This is a genomic window from Curtobacterium sp. MCLR17_034 (assembly GCF_003234485.1).
GTDB lineage: Bacteria > Actinomycetota > Actinomycetes > Actinomycetales > Microbacteriaceae > Curtobacterium > Curtobacterium flaccumfaciens.
Map to the genome: position 1 here is coordinate 96,978 of NZ_QKTH01000003.1, position 25,610 is coordinate 122,587.

Below are 25,610 nucleotides of genomic sequence, written 5' to 3' on the forward strand. Positions count from 1 at the left end.
GTCAGCCCCCTCGGGCCGCGGCGCACGCCGTCGCGGCCAGTGGGAGCGCCGCGAAGGGACCGGTCCCGCCGCGCGTGGCGTCGACGCAGACCAGGTCACCGTCCGACCGGACGACGACCGAGACCCCCGGAGCGATCCGGTCGGCCGCGGACCGGCCCTGGTGCTCGTCGTCACGCCCGATCGCCCGGGCGGCGGTGGCTGCGGCGAGTTGCAGACGGCCCTGCGCGTCGACGACGAGGACGGCCGCGACGAGGGCGGTCAGCACGATCGCCACCACGGGGAGCGCCACCGCGAACTCGACGGTCACGGAGCCGCGCTCACAGCGAGAGCGCGCCATGGACGAGGTCGGTGAGGATGGTCTGGACCTCGCCGGAGCGCATGACCGCGACGAGCACACCGGCGAAGGCCACGGCGGCGAGGATGACGACCGCGTACTCGGCGGTGGCCGATCCCCGGTCGTCCCGCAGCCGGGACGACCACCGGGCGACGGGGCGACGCGGGCGACGGTGGTGCCGGATGGCCCGACGGGTGCGGCGGTCGGGGGATGACGTGGTGCTCATGGAGTCCGTCCTTTCTGTTCGGTGGGACCAGCGTGTCCTGGCTGGGGTGTCGACGAAGCAGCCTCGGCACCATCTGTGGACAGGTCACGCCGCCCCGCCCACCGTGGAGGAGAGGACCCCGACCACCACGGGCACCACCCCCACGAGCACGAACGCCGGCAGGACGCAGACCCCGAGCGGCAGCACCAGTCGGACGGCCAGTCGTTCCGCCGCCACGAGCCCGTCGGCAGCGGCCTCGTCGCGCACGTCCTCGGCGGCGCGGCGGAGCAACCCCGCGGCGGGCACCCCCGCCCGCCGGGCGAGGTCGAGGACCTCCCGCAGCCGGTGCACGTCCCCGGCGGGCGGGGCGGCTCCCGCGGACGCCTCGGCGACTGCCTGCCCGGCGGTGGTCCACGACCCGCCTCCGGCGACCGCCACGGCCCAGGCGTCGAGGAGCACCCCGGGGACCCGGCCGTCGGGGGTCGCGGAACGGACCAGCCGGGCGGTCCACCGTCGCCCTGCCAGGACGAGGACGGCCGCGGTGCACGAGCACGCCCAGCCGGCCGGTGAACCGACCAGGACCTCGACGGCACCGGCACCCCAGGCCGCACCGAGCCCCAACCCGAAGAGCGGCAGCGCGAGCACGACCCGGGCGCTCGTCCGCGGACCGGCCAGGGCGACCCGGATCGCGCGGTCCGATGCTGCGGCGCGTCGGAGCGCGCCGGCGAGCCCGCGGAGGGTCTCCGCGACGGGCGCTCCCGTCCGGTCCGCCACGCGGAGGACGACGACGATGTCCTGCTGCGCGGGTCCCCCGACCCCGGGCAGTCCGCCGACGAGCTGCCAGGCCCGCGGTGGCGGGACCCCCGCCGCGACCAGCGTCGCCACCCGGTCGAGCACCCCGGCCACCCGCGCCGGGCCGTCGGGTGTGGGTCGCCTCACCGCAGCCCGTCCACCGGGCGCACCTCGAGCCTCCCGTCCGGGCCGACGCACAACGTGCCCACGCCGCCGAGCCGTCGCTGGCCTGCTCGCCGCTCCACGTGCAGGACCAGGTCGAAGGCGCTGACGGCCTGCCGGGCGAGCGCCTCGGCACCGAGGCCGGCGAGTGCGCCGAGTGCTTCGAGGCGAGCGGCGACGTCGGCGATGCCGTTGGCGTGCACGGTGCCGGCTCCGCCGTCGTGCCCGGTGTTCAGGGCGGAGAGGAGTTCGCGGACCTCGGCGCCGCGGCACTCCCCCACGACGATCCGGTCGGGTCGCATCCGCAGCGCCTCGCGCACGAGCCGGTCGAGGCCGAGTGCGCCGACCCCCTCGGCGTTCGCCTGCCGCGCCTCGAGCGCGACGACGTGCGGATGGGCGATCCGGAGCTCCGCGACGTCCTCCACCGTCACGATGCGCTCGTCGACGGGGACGTTGCCCAGCATCGCCGCGAGCAGCGTGGTCTTGCCGCTGCCGGTCGCGCCGGTGACCAGGACGTTCCGGCGCGCCGCGACGGCGTCCTCGACGACCGAGCGCGGGACGAACGCGAAGGTCCCGCCGCGCTCGAGGGTGGCGAGGGAGGGTCGATGGACCTGTGGCAGTCGGATCGACACCGCGGTGCCCCCGACGGACACCGGCGCGAGGACGACGTGGACCCGGACGCCGTCGCCGTGCCGGACGTCCGCGCACGGCGTGGTCTCGTCGACGTGGCGACCGCCGAGCGCGACGAGCCGCGTCGCGAGTTCGCGGGTACGTGCTTCGGTCAGTCGCGGCTGGACGGCTTCGAGGCCGGTGCCGCGGTCGACCCACGTCCCCACGCCGCCGAGCACCAGGACGTCCGTCACGGTGGCATCAGCCACCAGGGCGGCGAGTTCCTCGAACTCGACGACCACGGACGCCCGGCGACGAGCCGCAGGCGCTGCTCCGGGCAGGAACGGCGCCGACGGAGCATGCGCCCGCGCCGGTGCCGAGAACGCAGGCGATGTCGACGCGGACGGCGCCGACGCGCGGGGAAGCAGTGGAGCACGGTGCAGGGGCATGCCGCCGACGGTAGGGAGCACTTCGGCCTTCAGCCGAGACGGTCCCCACATCTGTGGACAACGTCGGAGTGCCCCACCAACGGACCGGTTTGTCCCCCGAAACGGAAAGCCGTACCCCGGTCGATGATGCGACACCGACGCGCTCGGGGCTACCCACCACCCCCGCTTCCCCCGGCCGGACTGTGCGTAGCACCTGCTACGCAAGAACATGCAGAATGCATGCACGAGCATGGACCGGTCTGTCCACGCGACCGGCGTGCCTGCGCGGATCGGGGCACACGGCGGAGCCCGACGAGCCACCATCGCTCGAGTCGGACCCCGGGAAACAGAAGAGGCGGCACCGGTTGGGGGGAACAGGTGCCGCCTTGACATCGAGGGATTGGGGGGAATCCGATTCGATGCCGCCGGAAACGAGTCCAGCGGGATCTACTGTACCCCACGATCGGCCCTCCAGGGCAACCCCGGACACGACCTCCGGGCGTGCCGCGCCCCGACCCGGCCGAGGGGTAGTCTCCGGATGCACGCAGGCACCGGCGACGGATGCCACCAGAGGCCGCAACGACGCGAAAGGACATCGATGTCCACTCCGACCCAGACCGACCCCCGAGGCGACGACGGAGCGACCTTCGCACCGCCGCCCGAGTTCGTGGCCGACGCGGTCGCCGGCGAGGACCTCCACCGCGCAGCAGCAGCCGACCGCGAGGCGTTCTGGGCCGAGCAGTCCCGCTCCCTGCTCGACTGGCGCACCCCGTTCACGCAGACCCTGGACTGGTCGGGCGCCCCGTTCGCGAAGTGGTTCGCCGACGGCACGCTCAACGTCGCCGAGAACTGCCTCGACCGGCACGTCCGTGCGGGCAACGGCGACCGGGTCGCGATCCACTTCGAAGGCGCTCCCGGCGACACGCGCCGGATCACGTACGCCGAGCTGACCGCCGAGGTGCAGCGCGCAGCCAACATGCTCACCGACCTCGGGGTGGGCGCAGGCGACCGGGTGGTCGTGTACCTGCCGCTCATCCCCGAGGCCGTCGTGACGATGCTCGCCGTCGCCCGCATCGGTGCCGTGCACTCGGTCGTCTTCGGCGGGTTCAGCGCGGAGAGCCTCCGTACCCGCATCGAGGACGCCGGTGCGAAGCTCGTCGTCACCGCGGACGGCGGGTGGCGGCGCGGTGCCGTCTCACCGCTCAAGCCCGCAGTCGACGAGGCGCTGACCGGCGACGGCACCGACACGGTCGAGCACGTCCTGGTCGTCAAGCGCGGTGGCAACGACGTCGCGTGGAACGACCGCGACGTCTGGTGGCACGACGAGCTCGCGAAGGCGGCGCCGACCCACGAGGCCCAGGCATTCCCCGCCGAGACACCGCTGTTCATCCTGTACACCTCGGGCACGACCGGGAAGCCGAAGGGCATCGTGCACACCTCGGGCGGCTACCTGACCCAGGCCGCCTACACGCACAAGAACGTCTTCGACATGCACCCGGAGAAGGACGTCTACTGGTGCACCGCGGACATCGGCTGGATCACCGGCCACTCCTACGTCGTCTACGGCCCGCTCGCCAACGGCGTCACGCAGGTGCTCTACGAGGGCACGCCCGACGAGCCGAAGCCCGGCCGCTGGTGGGACCTCGTCGACGCGTACGGCGTCACCGTCCTCTACACCGCGCCCACCGCGGTCCGCGCAGCGATGAAGGCCGGCCGCGAGATCCCGGAGGCGCGCAGCCTCGAGACCCTCCGCCTGCTCGGCAGCGTCGGCGAACCGATCAACCCCGAGGCGTGGCAGTGGTACCGCCAGGTCATCGGCCACGACCGCACGCCGATCGTCGACACGTGGTGGCAGACCGAGACCGGCGCCATCATGATCTCCGCGCTGCCCGGCGTCACGAAGCTCAAGCCCGGCGCCGCGCAGACGCCCCTGCCGGGCATCGTCGCCGAGATCGTCGACGACGACGGCAACCGTGCCGATCCCGGCGAGAGCGGCTACCTCACGATCACCGAGCCGTGGCCGTCGATGGCCCGCGGGATCTGGAACGACCCGGACCGGTTCGTGGAGACGTACTGGTCGCGGTTCCCCGGCCGCTACTTCGCCGGCGACGGCGCGCGGCTCGACGGGCAGGGCGACATCTGGGTGCAGGGGCGGGTCGACGACGTCATGAACGTCTCGGGACACCGCCTGTCGACGGCCGAGATCGAGTCCGCCCTGGTCGGCCACGAGGGCGTCGCCGAGGCCGCCGTGGTCGGGGCCGCCGACGAGACCACCGGGCAGGCCGTCGTCGCCTTCGTCATCCTGACGGCCGAGGCCGCCGCAGACGTCGACCGCGAGACCGCCTCCGCGGAGCTCCGCAACTGGGTCGGCAAGCGGATCGGCGCGATCGCGAAGCCGCGCCAGGTCGTCATCGTGCCGGAGCTGCCGAAGACACGCTCCGGCAAGATCATGCGGCGGCTGCTCCGCGACGCGGCCGAGGGCCGCCGCATCGGCGACACGACGACGCTCGCCGACCCGACGATCATGGCGACCATCGCGGAACTCATGTAGTCCCGCCGGACGGAAGCAGGGCCTCCAGTCAGATCTGGAGGCCCTGCTCGCGTTGGTTCCGTCGGTCGCTGCCGTCAGGCGGTGAGCTCCACCACCAGCTCGACCTCGACCGGCGCGTCCAGCGGGAGCACGGCGACGCCCACCGCGCTCCGCGCGTGGACGCCGGCGTCGCCGAAGACCTCGCCGACCAGGGTCGACGCGCCGTTCGCGACAGCGGGCTGCCCCGTGAACGACGGGTCCGACGCGACGAAGACCGTGACCTTGACGACACGGGCCACGCGGTCGAGCGAACCGGCGACCGACTGCACGGCGGCCAGGGCGTTCAGCGCGGCCACGCGAGCCTGCGCGGCGGCGGTCTCGGCGTCGACGTCGGTGCCGACCTTGCCGGTCACGGGCAGGGCGCCGTCGACGAACGGCAGCTGGCCCGCCGTGTAGACGTACTGGCCCGTCACGACGGCGGGCACGTAGGCGGCGACGGGCGCGGCGACCGCGGGGATCGCCAGGCCGAGTTCGGCGAGCCGGTCGGAGACGCTCATGCGTCGGCCTTGGGGCGCTTCAGGTAGGCGACGAGACCGCCCTCGGGCCCGGTGACGATCTGGACCAGCTCCCAGCCCTCGTCCCCGTAGTTGTTGAGGATCGCGGTGGTGTTGTGGATCATCAGCGGCGTGGTGAAGTACTCCCAGCGAGTCATGCGGTTCCTTGCCAGCCTTTCAGTCGGGGGTGTCGTTTAGGCTGCATCCTATGTCTGCCCAGAAGACGTCTGCATCGCGGACCAAGCCCGTCTCAGCAGTCGGCGCCTTCATCGGATTCGTCGGGTTCAGTGCCCTCGCCGGCCTGCTCGTCACGATCGGGGTCACCCCGGCCATCGCCGTCGCCGGTGTCACGACGACGTCCACGATCGGTGTGTTCGAGTCCCTGCCGGAGTACATCGAGATCGGTGACCTGCCGCAGCGCAACGAGCTGTACGCGTACTCGGGCGGCAAGTCCGTGCACTTCGCCACCCTGTACGACCAGAACCGCCAAGAGCTGAAGTTCGACCAGATCAGCGATCAACTGAAGAACGCGGCGATCGACGGCGAGGACAAGCGCTTCTACGACCACGGCGGCGTCGACATGACGTCGCTCATCCGCGCCGGTGTGGGCAGCATCGCGGGCGGCCTCGGCGACTCGGGCGGTGGGTCGACGCTGACCATGCAGCTCGTCCGCAACATCAAGATGAACGAAGCCCTGAACCTCCCCACCAAGAAGGAGCAGGAGAAGGCCTACAACGAGGCCGTCGAGCAGACCATCCCCCGCAAGCTGGAGGAGATGAAGCTCGCGATCGGGCTGGCGAAGAAGTACTCCAAGAAGGAGATCCTCACCGCCTACCTGAACATCGCCTACTTCGGCGACCAGACCTACGGCGTGCAGGCCGCGGCGCAGCACTACTACAACAAGAGCGCGACCGACCTGACCCCGGCCGAGGCCGCGTCGCTCATCGCGATCGTGCAGTACCCCGAGGCGCGCAACCTGTCGAGCCCGAAGAAGTACGACGCCAACGTCGCCCGACGCAACGTCGTGCTCCGTTCGATGTACGACCAGAAGAACCTCACCGAGGCCGAGTACCGCAAGGCTCGCCAGTCGAAGCCGGCGGACTACGTGCACCTGACGCAGCCCTCGCAGGGCTGCCGCGCCTCGGTCGGCGACGGCTCGCAGTTCTTCTGCGACTACGCCAAGAAGGTCGTGCTCGAGATGTCGCAGCTCGGCTCGTCGCAGAAGGCTCGCGACACCGCGTGGCGGAACGGCGGCTACAAGATCCAGACGACGCTGAACATCGATCTGAACGCCGAGCAGAAGCGTCTCGTCAACACCTACGACAACAAGGCCGAGACGAACCTCGCTCTCGGCGCGACGCTCAACTCCATCGAGGCGGGCTCCGGCCGCATCGTCACGATGGCACAGAACAAGGACTTCGACGAGTCGTTGAAATCCGCGCCGACTTCGACGTCGCTGAACTACAGCGTCGACGAGAAGTACGGCAGCGCCAAGGGGTTCCAGACGGGCTCGACGTACAAGCTCTTCACCCTGCTCGCGTGGCTGCAGGCCGGGCATGGTCTGAACGAGGTCGTCAGTGGAGCGCCGCGTGACATGTCGACGGGGTGGACCCAGTGCGGACAGCCGTACTACGTCGGAGGGGGCTACCGGCCGAAGAACGACAGTGCCGGTGAGAGCGGCAACTACACCGTTGCCGCGGCGACGGCGCAGTCCATCAACTTGGCGTTCCTCAACATGGCGCAGAAGCTCGACCTGTGCGACATCAAGAAGGTGGCCGAGTCCCTCGGCGTCCACCGTGCGGACGGCGGAGAACTCCTCTCCAACCCGTCATCGGTCCTCGGTATCAACGAGATCGCCCCCATGACCATGGCTGCCGCGTACGCCGCCGTCGCGAACAACGGCATCTACTGCAAGCCGATCGCCATCGACCAGATCACCTCACCGTCCGGCAAGAAGCTCGGCGGACAGACCAAGGACTGCAAGCAGGCGATCGATCCCGAGGTCGCCCACGCTGCGGTCTACGCCATGAAGGGCACGATCGCTGGCGGCACCGCTCGCGGCGCGCAGACCCCGGACGGCATGCAGCTGTTCGGCAAGACGGGTACGACCGACGACGGCAACCAGATCTGGCTGGTCGGCTCGAGCTCGCGTGTCGCCACCGCCTACTGGCAGGGCAACACCGACGGCAAGCTCACCAACCTCCGCAACTTCAGCAACGGGGTGAGCGGCACGTACGCCGCCAGCCGTGCGGACGTGTGGCGGCAGGCGCAGACGCCGGTCAACGCGATCTACCCAGCGGGTCCGTTCACCGACCCGAACAGCTCGGCGCTCCGCGGCAATGCCAAGGCGCTCCCGAACCTGCAGGGCAAGACCGCGGACGAGGCCCGCGCGGCGATCTCCGGCGCCGGGTTCACCTACGTCGACGGTGGGGCACGCCCCGGCCCGGGGAACCCCGGTTCCGTGACCTCGACGTCCCCGGCGGCGGGTGCGCTCCTGTCCTCGGGTTCGAGCGTCACCGTCTACACGTCCGACGGCACCCAGGCGACCGTTCCGGAGATCGGCGGCGACTCCCTCGGGGACGCCCGCTCGGCACTGAACGACGCCGGGTTCACGAGCGTCAACCTCGCCGACAGCTACGCCAAGGGCGGCGGTGGCAAGACCTGCAAGGTCGCCGCGGTCGAGCCGGCGATCAACGCGACGGCGAACAAGAACGACAACGTGACGATCCAGCTCTACGGCGACAAGAACGGCAAGGCGCCCAAGGACTGCAAGTGACCCGCGGTCGCACCGCACTCGGTGTCCTCGCTGCCGGCGCGGCCGTCGGAGCTGCTTCGGCAGCGTGGGGTTCGCTCGTCGAGCGTCGTCGCTTCGGGATCCGGTGGGAGACCGTCCCGGTGCTCCCGCCGGGATCCCGTGACGTCACTGTCCTGCACCTCTCCGACATCCACATGGCCCCGTGGCAGGCCGACAAGCAGCAGTGGCTGCGCGACCTGAGCCTGGTCGAACCGGACTTCATCGTGAACACCGGGGACAACCTCGGCCACGCGACCGCGAACGCCGCCGTGGAGTACGCGCTCGAGCCGTTCCGCGGGGTGCCCGGTGTCTTCGCCTACGGGTCGAACGACTTCTTCGGGCCCTCCCCGCGCAACCCGCTCAAGTACTTCTCGGGGCCGAGCCGGATGCACAAGGCTGCGGAGCCCGTCGGTCTCGACATCGATCGGCAGACGGCGTTCTTCGAGTCGCTCGGCTGGCTCGACCTGAACGACCAGGCGCATGCGATCGAACTCCGCGGCTCCCGGTTCGAGCTGTTCGGCACCTCGGACGCGCACCGCGACTGGGACCGCCTCGACCTCCTCCCCACCAACGTCGACGAGATGCGCAGCGACGTGCCGTGGTCCGAGGACGAGGACGGCCCCGCACCGGTGGCGATCGGTGTCACGCACGCGCCCTACCGTCGCGTGCTCGATGCCTTCGTGACCCAGGGTGCCGACATCATCTTCGCCGGGCACACCCACGGCGGTCAGGTGGCGGTCCCCGGGGTCGGCGCGCTCGTCACGAACAGCGACCTCCCCCGCCGGTACGCCAGCGGGTTGCACAAGTGGGAGCACCGCAACCACTGGTCGTGGCTCGAGGTCTCGGCCGGTCTCGGCACCTCGATCTACGCGCCCGTCCGGTTCGCCTGCCGGCCCGAGGCCGTCGTGGTCACCCTGACCGCGCGGGCTTCCTGAGCCGACGCGCCCGGGAGTTCACCTGATGGTCGTGAGCATCCCCGATCATCGGATAGTATTGTCTGGTTGCTCCGGTACGGAGTGATCACACCGCGGGGTGTGGCGCAGCTTGGTAGCGCGCCTCGTTCGGGACGAGGAGGTCGCAGGTTCAAATCCTGTCACCCCGACACTGTGTTGAGACAGTACGAAGAAGGCCCTGGTTCTCCGGAACCAGGGCCTTCTGCTTTCCCCGGATGCGTCTCGGCCGCCCGATGGGTCGCACGACCCAGTCAGCCGGTCCCCGCCCCATCGCGAGCAGCCCCTCCCGCTACGCTCGCAAACGCCATGCAGAACGACCATCCCCTCGCCGCCGTGCTCGTCACGATCGCCGCCGAGTTCCCCGACATCGCGGACGACCCGGCCCTGGCGCAGAGCCTGACCGATAACGTCTCGTCGATGATCGCCGAGGCCCACGAGCGCTACGCCGCGGGGACCGACGGCAGCGTCGTGAGCCACGCGTTCCTCGACCCCGAGCACCTGGCGACCGGCAGTCTGCACGCCGAGCACGCCCAGCACCCGGCCGGCGCCATGCTCGCGGCGGAGATGCTGTTCGATGCCTACCTGCCGGTCTTCGTCGACGAGGTCGGCGCGGCGTCCACCGCCGAGGTCCTGCGCGCCACCAGGGCCCTGCACGCCGGCATCTGGAGCCGGTTCCCGGCCGGGGCGGTCGCGTACACGGAAGCGCTGCGCCAACGCCTCACCACGGCGCACCTGGACTCCCGGACGCAGATCGCGCGGGACCTGCACGACCGCGTCGCCCACGGCATCCTCGCCGGGCTGCAGCGCCTCGACCTCGTCCTGCTGACGGATCCACCGGCGGAAGAACGAGCCGATCAGCTCGACGACGCAGCGCGGTTGCTCCGGAGCGCACTCGGCGACGTCCAGGACCTCGCAGTGAGCCTGCACGCCCGGGTCGGGGATGCCCTGCTCGACGACGCGCTCCGACGGCACGTGCGCGATCTGTTCCCCGACGACGACCTCCTGTCCATCGAGTCGACGGGTGTGGCCGGTCCCCTGCCGAACTGGCAGGCCGAGGAAGCGCTGACGATCCTGCTCGAGGCGCTCACGAACCGCAGCAAGCACGCGCCTGGAGCGACGGCTTCGGTGCGCTTCCTCTGGTCACCCGCAGCACTGGTGGTGACGGTCGCCGATGACGGTCCGGGCTTCGAGGTGGAGGGCGACGCCGACGGCCGCCTCGGGCAGCAGACCATGCGCGAGCGTGCCGCGGTGATCGGCGCCCGGCTCGACGTCGAGAGCGTCCGCGGCAGCCGAGACCACGGCACCACCGTCCGCCTGACCATCCCGAGGGGCACCCTGTGACCGTCACCCACGTCGCGATCGTCGACGACCACCGGCTCTTCCGCGAAGGACTCGCGACCATCCTGGCCGCGGTCCCCACGATCCGCGTGGTCGCACACGGCGAACGGCCGGCCGAGGTGCTCGACTCCCCCGAGGCCGCCGCCATCGACGTCCTGCTGCTCGACGTCGAGCTGGACGGCCCGCCGGCTCGGACGACGATCGCCACGGTCCGCCGCACCCGCCCGGACATCCGGGTGGTGGTGCTCACGATGCACCGGGACGCCGTCCTCCGCCGGACCCTGCTCGATGCCGGCGCGGTCGACTTCGTCACGAAGGACACCCCGAGCCGTGAACTCGTCGACCGGATCGCCCACGCAGCCCACGCCGATGCGGCACCCGTCACGTTCCCCGTCGACCTGGTGACCGAGGCCCGAGCCGGCTCACCGTTGAGCGACCGCGAGCTCGAGGTCCTGCGACTCATCGCCGCCGCGCGCACCAACGCCGAGATCGCCACCGATCTGCAGCTCGCGATCGGCACCGTCAAGCGGCACGTCTACAACGTCTTCCGCAAGCTGGACGTCGGTTCCCGCGTCGGGGCGGTGGCCGCCGCCACGCGCCTGGGCCTGCTCACCTGAGGCACCACGGAACTTCGTGAGCAGCAATGGTCGGGTGCACGACGGCGACCCGACCATTCCTGCTCACGAAGCGAACTAGACGGAGACTGCAGCACCCGCGGGCACGAGCTTGCCGGCGGCGTGCAGCCCCGCCACGACGTCGAGCGCCTGGTGCCGGTACCGCGCCTGCGCAGCACCGGGCGACACGATCACGCCGTTCGCCCCGGTCGACGCCACGAGCGCGTTGATCTTCTCCGCGGCCTGCTCGGCGTTGCCGTAGGCCTGACGCTCGGTGCGGGCCGCGATGAACCGACGCTCGAGGTCGTTGAACTCGTACGCACGCGCCTCGTCCATCGACACCGGCTCGGGCTTCCGGCCGGAGCGCATCCGGATGAACGAGATCATGCCCGGGGCGCTCTGCTCGTCGATGACGGCGGGGTCCTCGTCGGTGACGACCTGCACACCGATCAGCGCGTTCGGCGTCTGCCGGAAGCGTGACGGACGGAACGAGTCGCGGTACAGGGCGAGTGCCGCCTCGGTGTTGTCGGACGCGAAGTGGTGGGCGAAGGCGAAGGAGATACCGAGCGCACCGGCGACCTGGGCGCTGTAGCCGGAGGACCCGAGCAGCCAGAACTCCGGCACGTCGCCGTAGCCCGGCACGGCGCGGATGCTGGCGAGCGGGTTCTCCGCGCCCATGCCGGTGAAGAACCCGATCAGGTCGGCCAGGCGGTCCGGGAAGTCGTCGACATCGAGTCGGTCCGTGCGGCGGAGGGCCATCGCCGTCGCGCCGTCGGTGCCGGGAGCACGCCCGAGGCCGAGGTCGACCCGGTCGCCGTACAGGGCACGGAGGGTGCCGAACTGCTCGGCGACGACGAGGGGTGCGTGGTTCGGCAGCATCACGCCACCGGAACCGATGCGGATGGTCGAGGTGGCGGCACCCACGGCGCTCAGCAGCACCGCCGGGGCCGAGGAGGTGATGCCCGGCATCCCGTGGTGTTCGGCGACCCAGAACCGCTCGTACCCGAGCTGCTCGGCGTGCACGGCCATGTCGATGGACCCCTGCAGGGCCTCGGTGTTGGACTGGCCGTACTCGCGGGTGGCCAGGTCGAGGACGGACAGGTGCAGGGTGTCGTCGGTCATGTGGTCACCAACGCACGCCGGCGCACCCGCATTCCACCCGGGACCGGGACGTCGACCGGTCACGACATGCCGTCGTCCAGCCGACGCCCGGTCACCGGGCGTCGCCCGGAAGTCGCGGCAGCGACGATTCGCGACCACTCGGCTGACGCACGCGGCCCGCCCTGGACGTGCGGCGCGACGGCCGGGAGGCCCGTGGCGGGGCCGCACCGCGCCTCCAGGCCGACTGTCGGTTCCGTCTCGGACGCCGAGCGGTCACGACGTGCCGCGCGTACCTCGCGGACCGGTCACGTCCGGTCGCCCGACAGGCGCACCGCCGACGCGATGTGACCGCACGGCGAAACCGAGTGGGGTGTCGTGACCGCTCGACGAACCGAGCGAGTGTCGTCTCCGCCCGGCAGACCGTCAGGCGCCGTCGAGGCGGCCGCCGGACTCCGTCAGGTAGCAGTTGGCGCAGAGCGACTCGTAGGCGACGTCGACACCGTCGATCGCGACCTGGGAGCCGTCGAAGACGAACCGGCCGTCGACCGTCCGGGCGTTGAAGACCGCCTTGCGGCCGCAGCGGCAGATGGTCTTCAGCTCTTCGAGGGAGTGCGCGACCTCGAGCAGGCGGGCGCTGCCGGGGAACGCCTCGGTGCGGAAGTCCGTGCGGATGCCGTAGGTGATGACCGGGATCTCGTCGAGCACCGCGATGCGCAGCAGGTCGTCGACCTGCCGCGGGGTGAGGAACTGCGCCTCGTCGACGAGCACGCAGCTGACGGGCCGCACCATGCCGTCCAGGCGGTCCGACTCGGGGTCGACGGCCCCGGCGGCGGTGACCGCCTGGCGCACGTCGGCATCCGGCGAGAACACGATGTCGACGGTCCGGGTGACACCCAGGCGGGAGACGATCTCACGGTCGCCCTTGGTGTCCACCGCGGGCTTGGCGAGCAGCACCCGGTGCCCGCGCTCCTCGTAGTTGTAGGCGGCCTGCAGCAAGCCCGTGCTCTTGCCGCTGTTCATCGCGCCGTAGCGGAAGTAGAGCTTCGCCACTACGCGAGGAACCCGTCCTCGGCGGCCCGACGGATGAGGTCGGACTTCTTCGAGGCGGGGCGGCCCACCTTGCTGTACTTCTCGCGCACGCGACGCAGGTAGGTCTTGGCGGTCTCGTACTGCACGTTCATCTGCGCGGCGACCTCGTTCGTCGAGTAGCCGGACACGTAGAGCCGCAGCGCCTCTTCCTCACCGGCGCTGAGCTTCGGGCGCTGGTGCGCGGCCGCACCCGTCGGCAGCGGACGCCACTCCCGGGGCTGCGGGGTCTCGCGGGCGACGCCCATGATCTCGCGGGCGACGTCCATGACCTCACGCATCGGGAGCGACTTCGACAGGAACGCCGCGGCGCCGGCGGCCAGGGCGCGGTCGCGGGACTCACGGCTGTCGACGCTCGAGAGCACGATGACCTTCGCTCCGGCCGCACGGCACGTGCGGACACGGGCCTCGATCGAGACCGGTTCCTTGAGCTGGAAGTCCAGGAACACCAGGTCGGTCGGGAAGCTGTCACTGTGGACCATCTCGAGCCAGGTGTGCGCGGTCAGGGCCAGGTCGAAGTCGAACGCGTTCACCGCGATCCAGCTCGACAGGCTGTCCAGCAGCACCTCGTGGTCGTCGAGGATGGCCAGCCGCACACGTCGTGCTCCCGGGTTCGGGAGGGACGGCGACCCCTCCGAGAGCCTGTTCGGGTCAGTGCTGGTCATAGGAGAACCTTAGTGCGAGGGCGGAAGGGCGGACCGCGACGTCGAGGTCGGGGAACGTCACGCGGAGGACGGCGAAGTAGGGGTCGAAGGTGCGGTGGATGCCGATGTCGGAGTCCGCGACGGCGAGCTCCACGTCGACGGACACACGAGCGGGTGCGGGTGCCTGCGCGGGCCGGGCCGCCGGGGCTGCCCGGGCCGGCGCGGCGTGGTCCGCCGGGCCGGTCTGGGCCGCCTGATCTGCCGGGCCCGCCACGGTGTCTGCTCGGCGCACCGTCGCGCGGAAGCCGGCCGGGTCGACGGTCGAGGCACGGAGGGCCGCACGGACGAAGGTGCGGACGACCGCCCGCTGGTCGGTGTCGAGCGTCGCGATCAGGCCGTCGGGGTCGTCGACCACCGGCGCCTGGCCGCCGTCGACCCGGACGGCGTGCTCGAACCAGGTGCGGTCGGCGTCGGCGACCATGGACGCGCGGATGCCGTCGGCGATGGCACGGGCCCGGGCACGGTCGGCGTCGGTGATGACGTCGCGTGTGCGGAGCTCGGCGAAGAACGGGGCGACGTCGCGGGACAGGATCGTCGAGCGGTCCTGCTGCACGCTCGCCGCGATACCGTCCCGCTCGGCGCGTGCGACGGAGTACGACCCGGCACGGATCTGCACCCGTTCGGCGAGCCCCGCGAAGGTCCGGGCGAACACCGCGGACGCGGCGGTCAGCACGAGCGTCGGTGCCGCGGCCAGGAACGCCGCGACGGCGACCGGCACCTCGTGCGGGAACTCCGCAGCGCCGGCACCCCAGGTCACGGCGTTCACCGCGGCCAGCACGAGCCCGCCGATCGTCAGGTCGGTCCACGGACGGTACGGCGCGACCATGACGATGCCGGTCGCCGTGATCAGGGACATGAAGTCGTTCAGGGCGCTGCGGTCCGGCCCCCACTGCGCCGCGACGCTCGTCACCGAGGCCAGGCCGAGCAACCCGACGTGCGCGACGAACGCCGACCGCGGGAACGGCGCACGGAACGGGCTCGAGGCAGCGAGCACCACCACCGCCGAGGCCGCGACGAGCAGCACGGTGAGGGCGCTGAGCGTGGGGCTGCCCACGACGTCGCGGTCGAAGATCGACACGAGCAGGGCCCAGACGACGCTGCCGGCCCCGAGCACGACGGCCAGTGGCCGCGACCCCATCGCGCCGAGCGGGTCGTACTGCTGGGCGGTGCGGCGGGACCCGCGCTGCCGAGCCGCCGTCATCGCTCGATCCCCCGGTCGCCGCTGACCGCCGGCACGGTGACCGCGCCGGTGACCGGTCCGTACGGCACGGTCATCATCACGCTCGTGCCGGAACCGGGCGACGACCAGATCTGCACGTCACCACCGACACGTCCGATGCGCTCACGCACCGAACCGCGGAGGCCCATCCGGTCGGCTCCGGTGGCGTCCTCGTTGAACCCACGACCGTCGTCGACGACCATGACGGTGCAGGACGCGGTGTCGTCGAACACGCTGACCTCGGCGGCATCGGTGCCCGCGTGCTTCCGCACGTTGGCCAGGCACTGGCCGACGGCCCGGACGACCGCCGACAGCGCACGCTGGTCCAGGCGCTCGAGCGCGGAGGTGTCCCCGGAGACGGTCACGTCCAGCCCGAGCGTCCGGTGCTCGTCGACCATGGCGCCGAACGCCTCGGCCGCGGCCCCGGGACGCGGGCGGGCAGCCGGCGCGAGCCACCCCTTCCCGGTGAGCACCGCGACGTCGGCGTCGACCGTCTCGGCGAGGTGCGGGTCCATCGGGCCGTCGGGCGCGAGGGCGATGGCGCCCAGGTGGTTGAGCACGGTGTCGTGCAGGATCGCGGACGCCTCGGCCTCGACCCCCGCGCGGTACGCGGACACGTGTTCTTCACGAGCAGAACGCAGGAGCTCGGGCTGCACCCGTTCGCTCCGCGCCGTGCTGCGGGTCGTGAAGAGCACGAGCGCGACCACGAAACCCAGCGTGACCCAGGCGAGGATGAGTGGACGGGGCGACTGGTCGGCCTGCACGATGGCGATCCAGGTCGCGAGTCGTCCGGTCAGGAAGCCGACGAAGGACCACAGCACGACGCGGCTCGGCACGGCACCGGCTCCCCCGACCAGGATGAGCGGGATCACGACGAGGGACATCAGGTACGAGGTCACCCAACCGGTCGGCACCTGCTGCTGGACCCCGACGGCGAACCACCAGGCACAGACACCGCCGACGGCCAGGAAGGCGATCGCCGAGACGCGGTTGCCGAACTGCACGTGCACGCCGATCATGGCGAGCATCGGGACGACCGCCAGCGCGGTGCCGACGACCTGCACCCCGGGCTCGGACAGGCCGTAGAGCACGAGGGTGATGGCCGCGGCCACCAGCGACCCGATGGCGCCGGCGTGGAATGCGCGCACGGTCGACCACGCGTTCACTCGCGGTGCGAGGTGCGTGGGGATGCCGAGCACGAGGTGGATCCTTCCGGGTGGCGAGGGCGCCGTCCACGATCCAACCACCGGAGCAGCGGCCGTGTACCCCGAATCCGGGGCCGTGCGGCGACCCGCACGATGATAGCGGCCCGGACCGGGGTCTTGCTGTCCCCCGAACGTGGACCGGACACGACCCGGACGGACGCTCCTCAGAACAGCGTCTGTGCGGCCGTCGGCCGGAGCAGCCGCTGGTCGAACCCGGGGTCGGCGCGCTTCAGCGGTGACACCGTCGGCACCGACTGCTCCTGCGGCAGCGCCTGTGGCAGGCCCGGACCCAGCCCCTGCGGCATCCCCCGCTGCAGCGTTCGCGGTTCCGAGAAGCCCATCGACCCCGTCGCCGGGTCCACGCGCCCCAGTCCGACCCCGTGCGCCGCCAGGATCGGGCGGATGCGCTCCGACAGCCACCGTCGGTAGTCCTTCGGCGCGTACGTGTTGTCGAGGTACATCGCGCGGTACCGCTGCACCAGGTCGGGTCGCTCGCGGCCGAGCCACTCGAACCACCACGGCTTGACGCCCGGCCGCAGGTGCAGCGCCGAGTACATGATGCTCGTCGCACCGGCCGCGGTCGCCCGACCGATGGCGTCGTCGAGGTGCGCCCGGGTGTCGGTGATGTACGGCAGCACCGGCATCAGGAACACGGCGCAGTCGAGCCCCGCGTCGCGGATGGCCCGCACGGTCGCCAGCCGGGCCGACGTCGTCGGGGTGCCGGACTCGACCGACTGCTGCAGCGAGTCGTCGTACACGGCGATCGACATGGCGAGGTCGACCGGCACCACCTTCGCCGCCTCGGCCAGCAGCGGCAGGTCGCGACGCAGCAGGGTGCCCTTCGTCAGGATGCTGAACGGGGTGCGCGACTCCGCCAGCGCCTCGATCACACCGGGCATCAGCCGGTACCGCCCCTCGGCCCGCTGGTACGGGTCGGTGTTCGTGCCGAGCGCTACCGGGTGGCGGTCCCACGAGGGCTTGCCGAGCTCACGACGCAGCACGTCGGCGACGTTCGTCTTCACCACGATCTGCTGGTCGAAGTCGGCGCCGCCGTCGAACTCCAGGTACGTGTGGGTCGGGCGGGCGAAGCAGTACACGCAGGCGTGGCTGCACCCGCGGTACGGGTTGATCGTCCAGCCGTACGTGCCCGAGCCGTCCGCGCTCGGCACCCGGTTCAGGGCGCTCTTCGCCAGGACCTCGTGGAAGGTCACCCCGGCGAACTCCGGCGTCGTCACGCTCCGGACGAACCCGCTGTTCGATTCCATCCCGGGCAGCGCGTCGCTCTGCTCGGCGTCGATCGCCTGTCCACTCCACCGCATATCGTCATTCGAACACACGTTCGAACAGACCGCAAACCGGCGCGGACCACGACAGGCCTCAGTGGTGCAGGCCGAGCACCTTCGCGGTGCGCTCGAGCGTGGCGTCGGCCAGAGCCGGGTCGTCCCCGAGGTCCTGCCCGTAGGTCGGCACCATCGCGCGGACGTCGTCCTGCCAGCCGTCCCACCGGTCCGGGAAGCACCGGCGCAGCATCGTCAGCATGATCGGCACGGCGGTCGAGGCACCCGGCGACGCCCCGAGCAGGCCGGCGATCGAGCCGTCGGCGGCGGTGATGACCTCGGTGCCGAACTGCAGCACACCGCCCTTGTCCTTGTCGGGCTTGATCACCTGGACACGCTGCCCCGCGGTGATGCGGTGCCAGTTCTCGGGCTCGGCGCTCGGCATGAAGTCGCGGAGCGCCTCGAACTTGGTGTGCTTCGACGCGAGGAGCTGGCCGACCAGGTAGCGGACCAGGTCGAAGTTCGAGAACGCGACGCTCAGCATCGGGCGGAGGTTGTGCGGTCGGATCGAACGGAACAGGTCGAGGACCGAGCCCTGCTTCAGGAACTTCGGGCTGAAACCGGCGTACGGCCCGAACATCAGCGACGACCCACCGTCGACGATGCGGGTGTCGAGGTGCGGCACCGACATCGGCGGGGCACCGACACTGGCCTTGCCGTAGACCTTGGCGGAGTGCTTCTGCACCACCTCGGGGTCGTCGGTGCGCAGGAACTCGCCCGACACCGGGAAGCCGCCGTAGCCGCGGATCTCCGGGATGCCGGACTTCTGCAGCAGGTGCAGGGCTCCGCCGCCGGCGCCGACGAAGACGAACTTCGCGGCGATGCGCTGCGTCGACCGGCCGATCTCGTTGCGCACGTTGAGCACCCAGCCCTCGGACACCTTCGAGCGGGTCAGGTTGGTGACCTGGTGCGAGGGTTCGAACTCGACACCGTCGATCTCGAGCTGGTCGAAGAGCTGGCGGGTGAGCGACCCGAAGTCGACGTCCGAGCCGGCTGCCGAGTAGGTCGCCGCGATCGGCTGGTCCTTCTTGCGGCCGGGGATGAGTGCCGGCGCCCACTTCCGGATCTGCGCCGGGTCGTCCGAGAACTCGATGCCCGCGAAGAGCGGGTGGTTCCGCATGGCCTCGTACCGGGCACGCATGTAGGCGACGTTGGCCTCGCCCCACACGAAGGAGATGTGCGGCGTGGGGTTGATGAAGTTCGTGGGCTCCGGCAGCACGCCGGTCTCGACCAGGTGCGCCCAGAACTGCCGCGAGACCTGGAACTGCTCGTTGACCGTGACGGCCTTCGCGATGTCGACGCGGCCGTCCGGCAGTTCCGGCGTGTAGTTCAGCTCGCACAGTGCCGAGTGGCCGGTGCCCGCGTTGTTCCACGGGTTCGAGGACTCCTGCGCCACCGTGCCGAGCCGCTCGTACACGCGGATCTTCCAGCTCGGCTCGAGCTTGTGGATGATGGCCCCGAGCGTGGCACTCATGATGCCTCCGCCGATCAGGACGACGTCGATGGGGTCCACCTGCTGCTCTGCCACCCGTCGATCCTACCGGCGGCACCCGACAGACGGACAGGAGGCCCGTGGCGGTGTCGCCACGGGCCTCCTGTCCGTCTGCTGGTCGCGCCCGGGGCGCGCTACGCGTCGACGGAGCGGCGCGCGACGATCGTCTCGGCGATCTGCACCGCGTTGAGCGCGGCACCCTTCCGCAGGTTGTCGTTGCTGACGAACAGCACGAGGCCGCGGCCCTCGGGCGCGGACTGGTCGGCGCGGATGCGGCCGACGAACGCCGGGTCCTGGCCGGCGGCCTGCAGCGGGGTCGGGACGTCGGAGAGCTCGACTCCGGGTGCGCTCGACAGGATCTCGGTCGCACGCTCGGGCGACAGCGGACGCTCGAACTCGGCGTGCACCGAGATGGAGTGCCCGGTGAACACGGGGACGCGCACGCAGGTGCCGGCGACGAGCAGGTCGGGCAGCTCGAGGATCTTCCGGCTCTCGTTCCGGAGCTTCTTCTCCTCGTCGGTCTCGCCCAGGCCGTCCTCGACGATGCTGCCGGCGAGCGGCACGACGTCGAAGGCGATCGGGCGGACGTACTTGACGGGCTCGGGGAACGTCACGGCGGATCCGTCGTGCGTCAGCGCAGCGGTGTCCTGCTCGAGCGCGGCCTTCGCCTGGCCCAGGAGTTCCTCGACCCCGGCGAGCCCGGAACCCGAGACCGCCTGGTAGGTCGTCGCGACCAGGCGGCGGAGCCCGGACTCGGTGTCGAGCACCTTGAGCACCGGCATGATCGCCATGGTCGTGCAGTTCGGGTTCGCGATGATCCCCTTCGGCGCCTGGTCGATGGCGTGCGGGTTCACCTCGCTCACGACGAGCGGGACGTCGGGGTCCATGCGCCAGGCGCTCGAGTTGTCGACGACGAGTGCCCCGGCGGCGGCGAACTTCGGCGCGAGGGCCCGCGAGGCGGTGGCCCCGGCGGAGAACAGCGCGATGTCGATGCCGGACGGGTCGGCGAGCTCGGAGTCCTCGACCACGATCTGCTCGCCGCGGAACGGCAGCGTCGTGCCGGCGGAACGGGCGCTCGCGAAGAAGCGGACCCGGTCGGCCGGGAACGCGCGCTCTTCGAGCAGGCGACGCATCACGGCGCCGACCTGGCCGGTGGCGCCGACGACGGCGACGGTGAGGGTGCTCATGCGGTGCTCCTGGTGGTTCAGCGGATCAGGCGGGCGTCAGCGGCCGGTGCCGGCGTAGACGACGGCCTCGGCGTCGGCGTCGAGGCCGAATGCGCTGTGCACGACGCGCATCGCCTCGTTCAGGGTGTCGGCGCGGGTGACGACCGAGATGCGGATCTCGGACGTGGAGATCATCTCGATGTTGATCGACGCGTCGTGCAGGGCGCGGAAGAGCTGGGCCGAGACACCGGCGTTCGTGCGCATCCCGGCGCCGACCAGGGCGAGCTTGCCGATCTGGTCGTCGTACTGGATGCTCTCGTAGCCGATGTCTGCCTTCGCGACCTCGAGCGCCGTCAGCACGGTCTGGCCCTGGTCCTTCGGCAGCGTGAACGAGATGTCCGTCCGCCCGGTCGACGCCGCCGACACGTTCTGGACGATCATGTCGATGTTCGCCCCGGCGCGCGCGACGTTCGTGAAGATCTCGGCGGCCTTGCCCGGCTGGTCCGGGACCCCCACGACGGTGATCTTGCCCTCGGAGAGGTCTCCGGCGATCCCGGTGATGATCGGTTCTTCCACGGTTTCCCCCTCGGCAGGGTTGTAGACGATGGTGCCCTCGTTGTTGTTGAACGAGGACCGGACGTGCAGGGTGACGCCGTGCCGCCGGGCGTACTCGACGGCGCGGATGTACAGGACCTTGGCACCCGAGGCTGCGAGCTCGAGCATCTCCTCGCTGGTGACGCGGTCGACCTTGCGGGCCTTCGGCACGACGCGGGGGTCGGCGGTGAAGATGCCGTCGACGTCGGTGTAGATCTCACAGACGTCGGCGTCGAGTGCTGCGGCGAGGGCGACGGCGGTGGTGTCGGAGCCGCCGCGACCGAGCGTCGTGATCTCGCCCGTCGTGCGGTTGAAGCCCTGGAACCCGGCGACGATCGCGACGTGGCCGGAGTCGAGCGCCTCGCGCACGCGCTTCGGGGTGACGTCGACGATGCGGGCCTTGCCGTGCTGGGCGTCGGTGAGCATGCCGGCCTGGCTGCCGGTGTAGGACGACGCTTCGACCCCGAGGCTCTTGATCGCCATCGCGAGCAGCGCCATCGAGATGCGCTCCCCCGCGGTCAGGAGCATGTCGAGCTCACGGCCGGCGGGGATCGGTGTGACGGAGTGCGCCAGGTCGACGAGTTCGTCGGTGGTGTCGCCCATCGCCGACACCGCCACGACGACGTCGTTGCCGGCCTTCTTCGTCTCGACGATCCGCTTCGCCACGCGCTTGATGCTCTCGGCGTCCGCGACGGATGAACCACCGAACTTCTGCACGATCAAGGCCACTGGCTGGTACTCCCGGAGACGGCGACACCGCGAGGTCACGCGGTCTCACAATGGTAGTCGGTGTTTCGGGGATGTTGCGTGCGAGCGGGCCCTGACGCAAGGATCCTGCGTGGTGGTCAGCCGCCGACGACGCGGCGCCCCTCGAAGGCACGACCGAGCGTGACCTCGTCGGCGTACTCCAGGTCGCCGCCGACCGGCAGCCCCGACGCGAGCCGGGTGGTGCGGATGCCCATCGGGACGAGCAGCCGGCTGAGGTACGTCGCCGTCGCCTCGCCCTCGAGGTTGGGGTCGGTCGCGATGATGACCTCGGCCACGGTGCCGTCGGCCAGACGCGTCATGAGCTGCTGGATGCGCAGGTCGTCCGGTCCGATGCCGTCGATCGGGCTGATCGCCCCGCCGAGCACGTGGTACAGCCCGCGGAACTCTCGTGTGCGCTCGATCGCCGCGACGTCCTTCGCTTCTTCCACCACGCAGATCGTGGCTGGCGAGCGGCGCGGGTCGCGGCAGATGCTGCACTGGACGTTCTCGGTGACGTTGCCGCAGATCTCGCAGAAGCGGACCCGCTCCTTGACGTCGGCCAGCAGCTCGGACAGACGACTCGGGTCGAACGACTCGGTCTGCAGGATGTGGAAGGCGATGCGCTGCGCCGACTTCGGGCCGATGCCGGGCAGGCGACCGAACTCGTCGATGAGGTCCTGGACGATCCCGTCGTACATCAGGCACCGTCCTGGTGGAGAGCGGTCTCCTCGATGAACTGGGCGTTGAGGATCTCACGCACGACCGCCTCGCCGTACCGGCCGGCGACCGGGGCGCGGCGTGCGGGCGGTGCGGTACGCGCGGGAGCGGCGGCGGGCTGGGCCGCACGCTGCGGTGCGGGCTGCTGCGTCGGGGCTGCCGGCGCCGCGGCTGCGGACGCTGCGGCTGCGGGCGTTGCGCCGCGTCCGATCCCCGGGTCAGGGAACGGGGCGCCGTCGTCGTACGGTTCGTCGTCGAGCGGGTAGTCGTCGACCGGGACGCCCGGCACGACGGGACCGCCGGGAGGCACGGCTCCCGCTCCGGACGCCGCCTGCGGACCCGGGGTGGTCGGCTGGTCGGGCTGCCCCGCCGTGGCAGCGTCAGACCGCGCGGGTGCGGCCGACGGTGCCGACTCGGCCGGCTGGGGCGTGCTCGTCTCGGCGGGGGCGACCGGCGCGGACGCCGGCACGGTGCCGAAGGGTGCTGCCCAGCTGGGCTCGACGGACTCCGGGACGGCGTCGGTGGTGGGGTCGCTGGCGGGGATGGTCGCGACCGCCCAGTCCGTCACCGGCGCACCGGATGGAGCGGGGGCCGGTTCGGCCGGTGCCTGGTCGCGCTGCGGGGCGGACGCGGTCGGCGCTGCCTTCGGCTCCGGCGAGGACTTCGGCGCGGGCGCTGCCGTCGGCACAGGAGGTGCCGTCGACCCGGGTGCTGCCGACGCGGCCTTCGGCTCGGCGGCAGGGGCAGCCGTCGGCGTGGGCTCACCAGCGGAAGCCGGCGCCGGGGACTCCGGTGCTGCGGGCTCGGGCGCCGGGGCCGGCGCCGGGGCCGCGGCGGCGGGCGCCTGGGCAGCGGGCGCCGGACGCTGGGCCGGTGCGGCCTGCTGTGCCGGAGCCGACTGCTGCTGCTGCTGCTGCTGGGGACGCTGCTGCTGTCCGGGCCCGCGGGCGACGAACTTCACCCGGAGCCCGAGGACGTCCACGATGGCGGCACGGAGCAGTTCGCTGACGCTCGCCGAGGGGTCGGACATCTCCTTGAACGAGGCGACGTCCTGCTGGCTCGGGAACGTCAGCGTCAGCACGTCGTCGCGGAGCGCGGTGACCTGCGCCGTGACGACCACGGACCACGCCGAACGCTTGGCGTGCTGCACGTGCTCGACGATCTGAGGCCAGGAGTCGCGCATCTGCTGGAAGCCGACGGCACCGACGGTCCGGACGGCGGGCTCGTCACCGATCGTCGTGCCCTGACCGGTGGACGACGGGCTGACCGGCTCGGCCGCGGGCTTCGAGGGCTCCGGCTTCGAGGGCTCGGACTTCGCGGGCTCGGCCGAGGTCTGTCCGGGCGCTCCAGGAGTGCTCGGAGCGACCGCTGCCCACGACGCTGCGGCGTCACGGGCCACGGCTCCGGAGTCGGCCTGCGGCGCGGCGGGCTGCTCGACGGGACGCTCAGGCGTCGCACGAGCCGCTGCCGGAGCGGGCGTCGGGGCGAGGGAGGGAGCAGGCGCTGCGGGAGCCGCGGCTGCCGGCTGCTCACGACGCGGTGCAGCGGCGAAGGCGGGAGCGGACTGCTCGCCGGCGTCGGCCTGGTGTCCACCGGCGTCGTGTCCACCGACGTCACCCACCCCGACACGACGTTCCAGCCGCTCCACCCGGGCGAGGGCTCCGCGCTGGGTGTCGTCGGCCTCGGGCACGAGCATGCGGGCCGTCATGAGCTCGAGGTGCAACCGGGGCGAGGTCGCGCCGGTCATCTCGGTGAGGGCACGGTTCGCGATGTCGGCGGAACGGGAGAGCCCGGTCGCGCCGAAGACCCCGGCCTGGCGGCTCATGGTGTCGAGTTCTTCCGGTGAGACCCCGCGCAGGACGGCGGCGGCGCTCTCGTTCGTCGCCGCGACGACGATCAGGTCGCGCAGGCGCTCGAGCAGGTCCTCGACGAAGCGGCGGGGGTCCTGTCCGGTCTGCACGACGCGGTCGATCGCGGCGAACGCGGACGCCGGGTCGGCGACGGCCAGGGCGTCGACGACGTCGTCGAGCAGGGCTGCGTCGGTGTAGCCGAGCAGGGCCACGGCACGCTCGTAGGCGATCGCACCGTCTTCGCTGCCGGCCATCAGCTGGTCGAGCAGCGACAGGGTGTCACGGACGGATCCACCGCCGGCACGCACCACCAGGGGCAGGACGCCGGGGGCCACCGACACGGACTCCTGCGTGCAGAGCTGCTCGATGTACTCGAGCATCACCGCGGGCGGGACGAGCCGGAACGGGTAGTGGTGGGTGCGCGACCGGATGGTGCCGATGACCTTCTCGGGCTCGGTCGTCGCGAAGATGAACTTGACGTGCTCCGGCGGTTCCTCGACCAGCTTGAGCAGTGCGTTGAAGCCCTGCGGCGTCACCATGTGCGCTTCGTCGAGGATGAAGATCTTGTAGCGGTCGCGAGCCGGCGCGAACACGGCACGGTCGCGCAGGTCACGCGCGTCGTCGACACCGTTGTGGCTCGCGGCGTCGATCTCGATGACGTCGAGCGAACCGCTGCCGTCGCGGGCGAGTTCCACGCAGCTCGGGCAGACGCCGCACGGGGTGTCGGTCGGGCCCTCGGCGCAGTTCAGGCAGCGCGCCAGGATGCGGGCCGACGTCGTCTTGCCGCAGCCACGGGGCCCGCTGAACAGGTAGGCGTGGTTGACGCGGTTCGTGCGGAGCGCCGTGCGGAGCGGGTCGGTGACCTGCGACTGCCCGATCAGCTCGGCGAAGTTCTCGGGCCGGTAACGGCGATACAGGGCGGTGACCACGCGACAAGGGTAGCCGTCACGACCGACAACCCGCGTGCCCGTCCACAGGTCGTCCTGCCGGGCCGGACCACCCGTCGGCGGTGGGCCGAGCGCCCGGACGGCACCGCGCCTCCCGTCCGTCTGGTCGACGGGCGGGAGGCGCGGTGTGTG

Annotated in this window: 22 protein-coding genes and 1 tRNA gene; 6 read left to right on the forward strand and 17 right to left on the reverse strand. The window is 71.5% G+C overall.

All coding sequences use genetic code 11. The features are described 5' to 3' along the window. Position 1 precedes the first annotated feature (1 nt). From DEI98_RS04965 to DEI98_RS04980, 4 genes are all read right to left on the reverse strand, one after another. Entirely contained in the window at positions 2-307 is a 306-nt protein-coding gene (locus DEI98_RS04965) for a TadE family type IV pilus minor pilin (protein ID WP_181437945.1), read from the reverse strand. A 10-nt stretch (positions 308-317) separates the two neighbouring features. Continuing rightward, complete coding sequence (locus tag DEI98_RS04970) at positions 318-560, reverse strand: DUF4244 domain-containing protein (RefSeq protein WP_111100118.1); 243 nt, start codon at positions 558-560, stop codon at positions 318-320. An 84-nt stretch (positions 561-644) separates the two neighbouring features. Beyond that, the gene (locus tag DEI98_RS04975) at positions 645-1,478 is read right to left on the reverse strand and encodes a type II secretion system F family protein (protein WP_181437946.1); all 834 of its coding nucleotides are present in this window, start codon (positions 1,476-1,478) and stop codon (positions 645-647) included. Then, positions 1,475-2,551 (reverse strand): CpaF family protein, encoded by a 1,077-nt coding sequence (locus tag DEI98_RS04980; protein WP_375334808.1) that lies wholly within the window; start codon positions 2,549-2,551, stop codon positions 1,475-1,477. The genes DEI98_RS04975 and DEI98_RS04980 overlap by 4 nt, the downstream gene beginning before the upstream one ends. 577 nt (positions 2,552-3,128) lie before the next feature. On the opposite strand from DEI98_RS04980, the gene acs reads away from it, so the two are divergent. Continuing rightward, positions 3,129-5,081, forward strand: coding sequence for an acetate--CoA ligase (acs, locus tag DEI98_RS04985; RefSeq protein WP_111100120.1), 1,953 nt, complete (start codon positions 3,129-3,131; stop codon positions 5,079-5,081). 74 nt (positions 5,082-5,155) lie between these two features. On the opposite strand, the gene DEI98_RS04990 is transcribed toward acs, so the two are convergent. Continuing rightward, entirely contained in the window at positions 5,156-5,617 is a 462-nt protein-coding gene (locus DEI98_RS04990; protein ID WP_111100121.1) for a RidA family protein, read from the reverse strand. Beyond that, positions 5,614-5,772, reverse strand: coding sequence for a DUF4177 domain-containing protein (locus DEI98_RS04995; RefSeq protein ID WP_017888699.1), 159 nt, complete (start codon positions 5,770-5,772; stop codon positions 5,614-5,616). Before DEI98_RS04995 ends, DEI98_RS04990 begins: the two co-directional genes overlap by 4 nt. Positions 5,773-5,822: 50 nt before the next feature. On the opposite strand from DEI98_RS04995, the gene DEI98_RS05000 reads away from it, so the two are divergent. The 5 genes from DEI98_RS05000 to DEI98_RS05020 all read left to right on the forward strand — a co-directional run bounded on the left by DEI98_RS05000 (position 5,823) and on the right by DEI98_RS05020 (position 11,316). Continuing rightward, the gene (locus DEI98_RS05000) at positions 5,823-8,390 is read left to right on the forward strand and encodes a transglycosylase domain-containing protein (protein WP_111100122.1); all 2,568 of its coding nucleotides are present in this window, start codon (positions 5,823-5,825) and stop codon (positions 8,388-8,390) included. Continuing rightward, positions 8,387-9,343, forward strand: a complete 957-nt coding sequence (locus DEI98_RS05005) for a metallophosphoesterase (RefSeq protein WP_071405008.1) — start codon at positions 8,387-8,389, stop codon at positions 9,341-9,343. The genes DEI98_RS05000 and DEI98_RS05005 overlap by 4 nt, the downstream gene beginning before the upstream one ends. Before the next feature lie 93 nt (positions 9,344-9,436). Next, positions 9,437-9,510 (forward strand) — tRNA-Pro (locus DEI98_RS05010). A 157-nt stretch (positions 9,511-9,667) separates the two neighbouring features. Next, entirely contained in the window at positions 9,668-10,702 is a 1,035-nt protein-coding gene (locus DEI98_RS05015) for a sensor histidine kinase (protein ID WP_111100123.1), read from the forward strand. Continuing rightward, the gene (locus DEI98_RS05020; protein ID WP_111100124.1) at positions 10,699-11,316 is read left to right on the forward strand and encodes a response regulator; all 618 of its coding nucleotides are present in this window, start codon (positions 10,699-10,701) and stop codon (positions 11,314-11,316) included. The genes DEI98_RS05015 and DEI98_RS05020 overlap by 4 nt, the downstream gene beginning before the upstream one ends. Before the next feature lie 75 nt (positions 11,317-11,391). Here the strand turns inward: DEI98_RS05020 and DEI98_RS05025 are convergent, their stop codons facing one another. The 11 genes from DEI98_RS05025 to DEI98_RS05075 form a co-directional block, all read right to left on the reverse strand. Next, entirely contained in the window at positions 11,392-12,435 is a 1,044-nt protein-coding gene (locus DEI98_RS05025; RefSeq protein ID WP_111100125.1) for an LLM class flavin-dependent oxidoreductase, read from the reverse strand. Between the two features lie 402 nt (positions 12,436-12,837). After that, positions 12,838-13,464, reverse strand: a complete 627-nt coding sequence (locus DEI98_RS05030) for a thymidine kinase (RefSeq protein WP_071247330.1) — start codon at positions 13,462-13,464, stop codon at positions 12,838-12,840. After that, on the reverse strand, positions 13,464-14,165 hold the full coding sequence (locus tag DEI98_RS05035; RefSeq protein ID WP_035808846.1) for a response regulator transcription factor: 702 nt from the start codon (positions 14,163-14,165) through the stop codon (positions 13,464-13,466). The genes DEI98_RS05030 and DEI98_RS05035 overlap by 1 nt, the downstream gene beginning before the upstream one ends. Continuing rightward, the gene (locus DEI98_RS05040; protein ID WP_111100126.1) at positions 14,152-15,405 is read right to left on the reverse strand and encodes a hypothetical protein; all 1,254 of its coding nucleotides are present in this window, start codon (positions 15,403-15,405) and stop codon (positions 14,152-14,154) included. The genes DEI98_RS05035 and DEI98_RS05040 overlap by 14 nt, the downstream gene beginning before the upstream one ends. Next, positions 15,402-16,622 (reverse strand): sensor histidine kinase, encoded by a 1,221-nt coding sequence (locus DEI98_RS05045; protein WP_111100127.1) that lies wholly within the window; start codon positions 16,620-16,622, stop codon positions 15,402-15,404. The genes DEI98_RS05040 and DEI98_RS05045 overlap by 4 nt, the downstream gene beginning before the upstream one ends. 170 nt (positions 16,623-16,792) lie before the next feature. Further along, positions 16,793-17,947 (reverse strand): Rv2578c family radical SAM protein, encoded by a 1,155-nt coding sequence (locus tag DEI98_RS05050; RefSeq protein ID WP_110863373.1) that lies wholly within the window; start codon positions 17,945-17,947, stop codon positions 16,793-16,795. 58 nt (positions 17,948-18,005) lie between these two features. Further along, positions 18,006-19,493, reverse strand: a complete 1,488-nt coding sequence (locus tag DEI98_RS05055; protein WP_111038071.1) for a malate:quinone oxidoreductase — start codon at positions 19,491-19,493, stop codon at positions 18,006-18,008. Positions 19,494-19,591: 98 nt separating this feature from the next. Further along, positions 19,592-20,644, reverse strand: coding sequence for an aspartate-semialdehyde dehydrogenase (locus DEI98_RS05060; protein WP_071405015.1), 1,053 nt, complete (start codon positions 20,642-20,644; stop codon positions 19,592-19,594). 36 nt (positions 20,645-20,680) lie between these two features. Beyond that, complete coding sequence (locus tag DEI98_RS05065) at positions 20,681-21,946, reverse strand: aspartate kinase (protein WP_017888681.1); 1,266 nt, start codon at positions 21,944-21,946, stop codon at positions 20,681-20,683. A 116-nt stretch (positions 21,947-22,062) separates the two neighbouring features. Continuing rightward, on the reverse strand, positions 22,063-22,662 hold the full coding sequence (gene recR / locus DEI98_RS05070; RefSeq protein ID WP_017888680.1) for a recombination mediator RecR: 600 nt from the start codon (positions 22,660-22,662) through the stop codon (positions 22,063-22,065). Continuing rightward, positions 22,662-25,460: a DNA polymerase III subunit gamma and tau gene (locus DEI98_RS05075; protein ID WP_111100128.1), complete on the reverse strand. Its 2,799-nt coding sequence runs from the start codon at positions 25,458-25,460 to the stop codon at positions 22,662-22,664. The genes recR and DEI98_RS05075 overlap by 1 nt, the downstream gene beginning before the upstream one ends. Between the last annotated feature and the right edge of the window lie 150 nt (positions 25,461-25,610).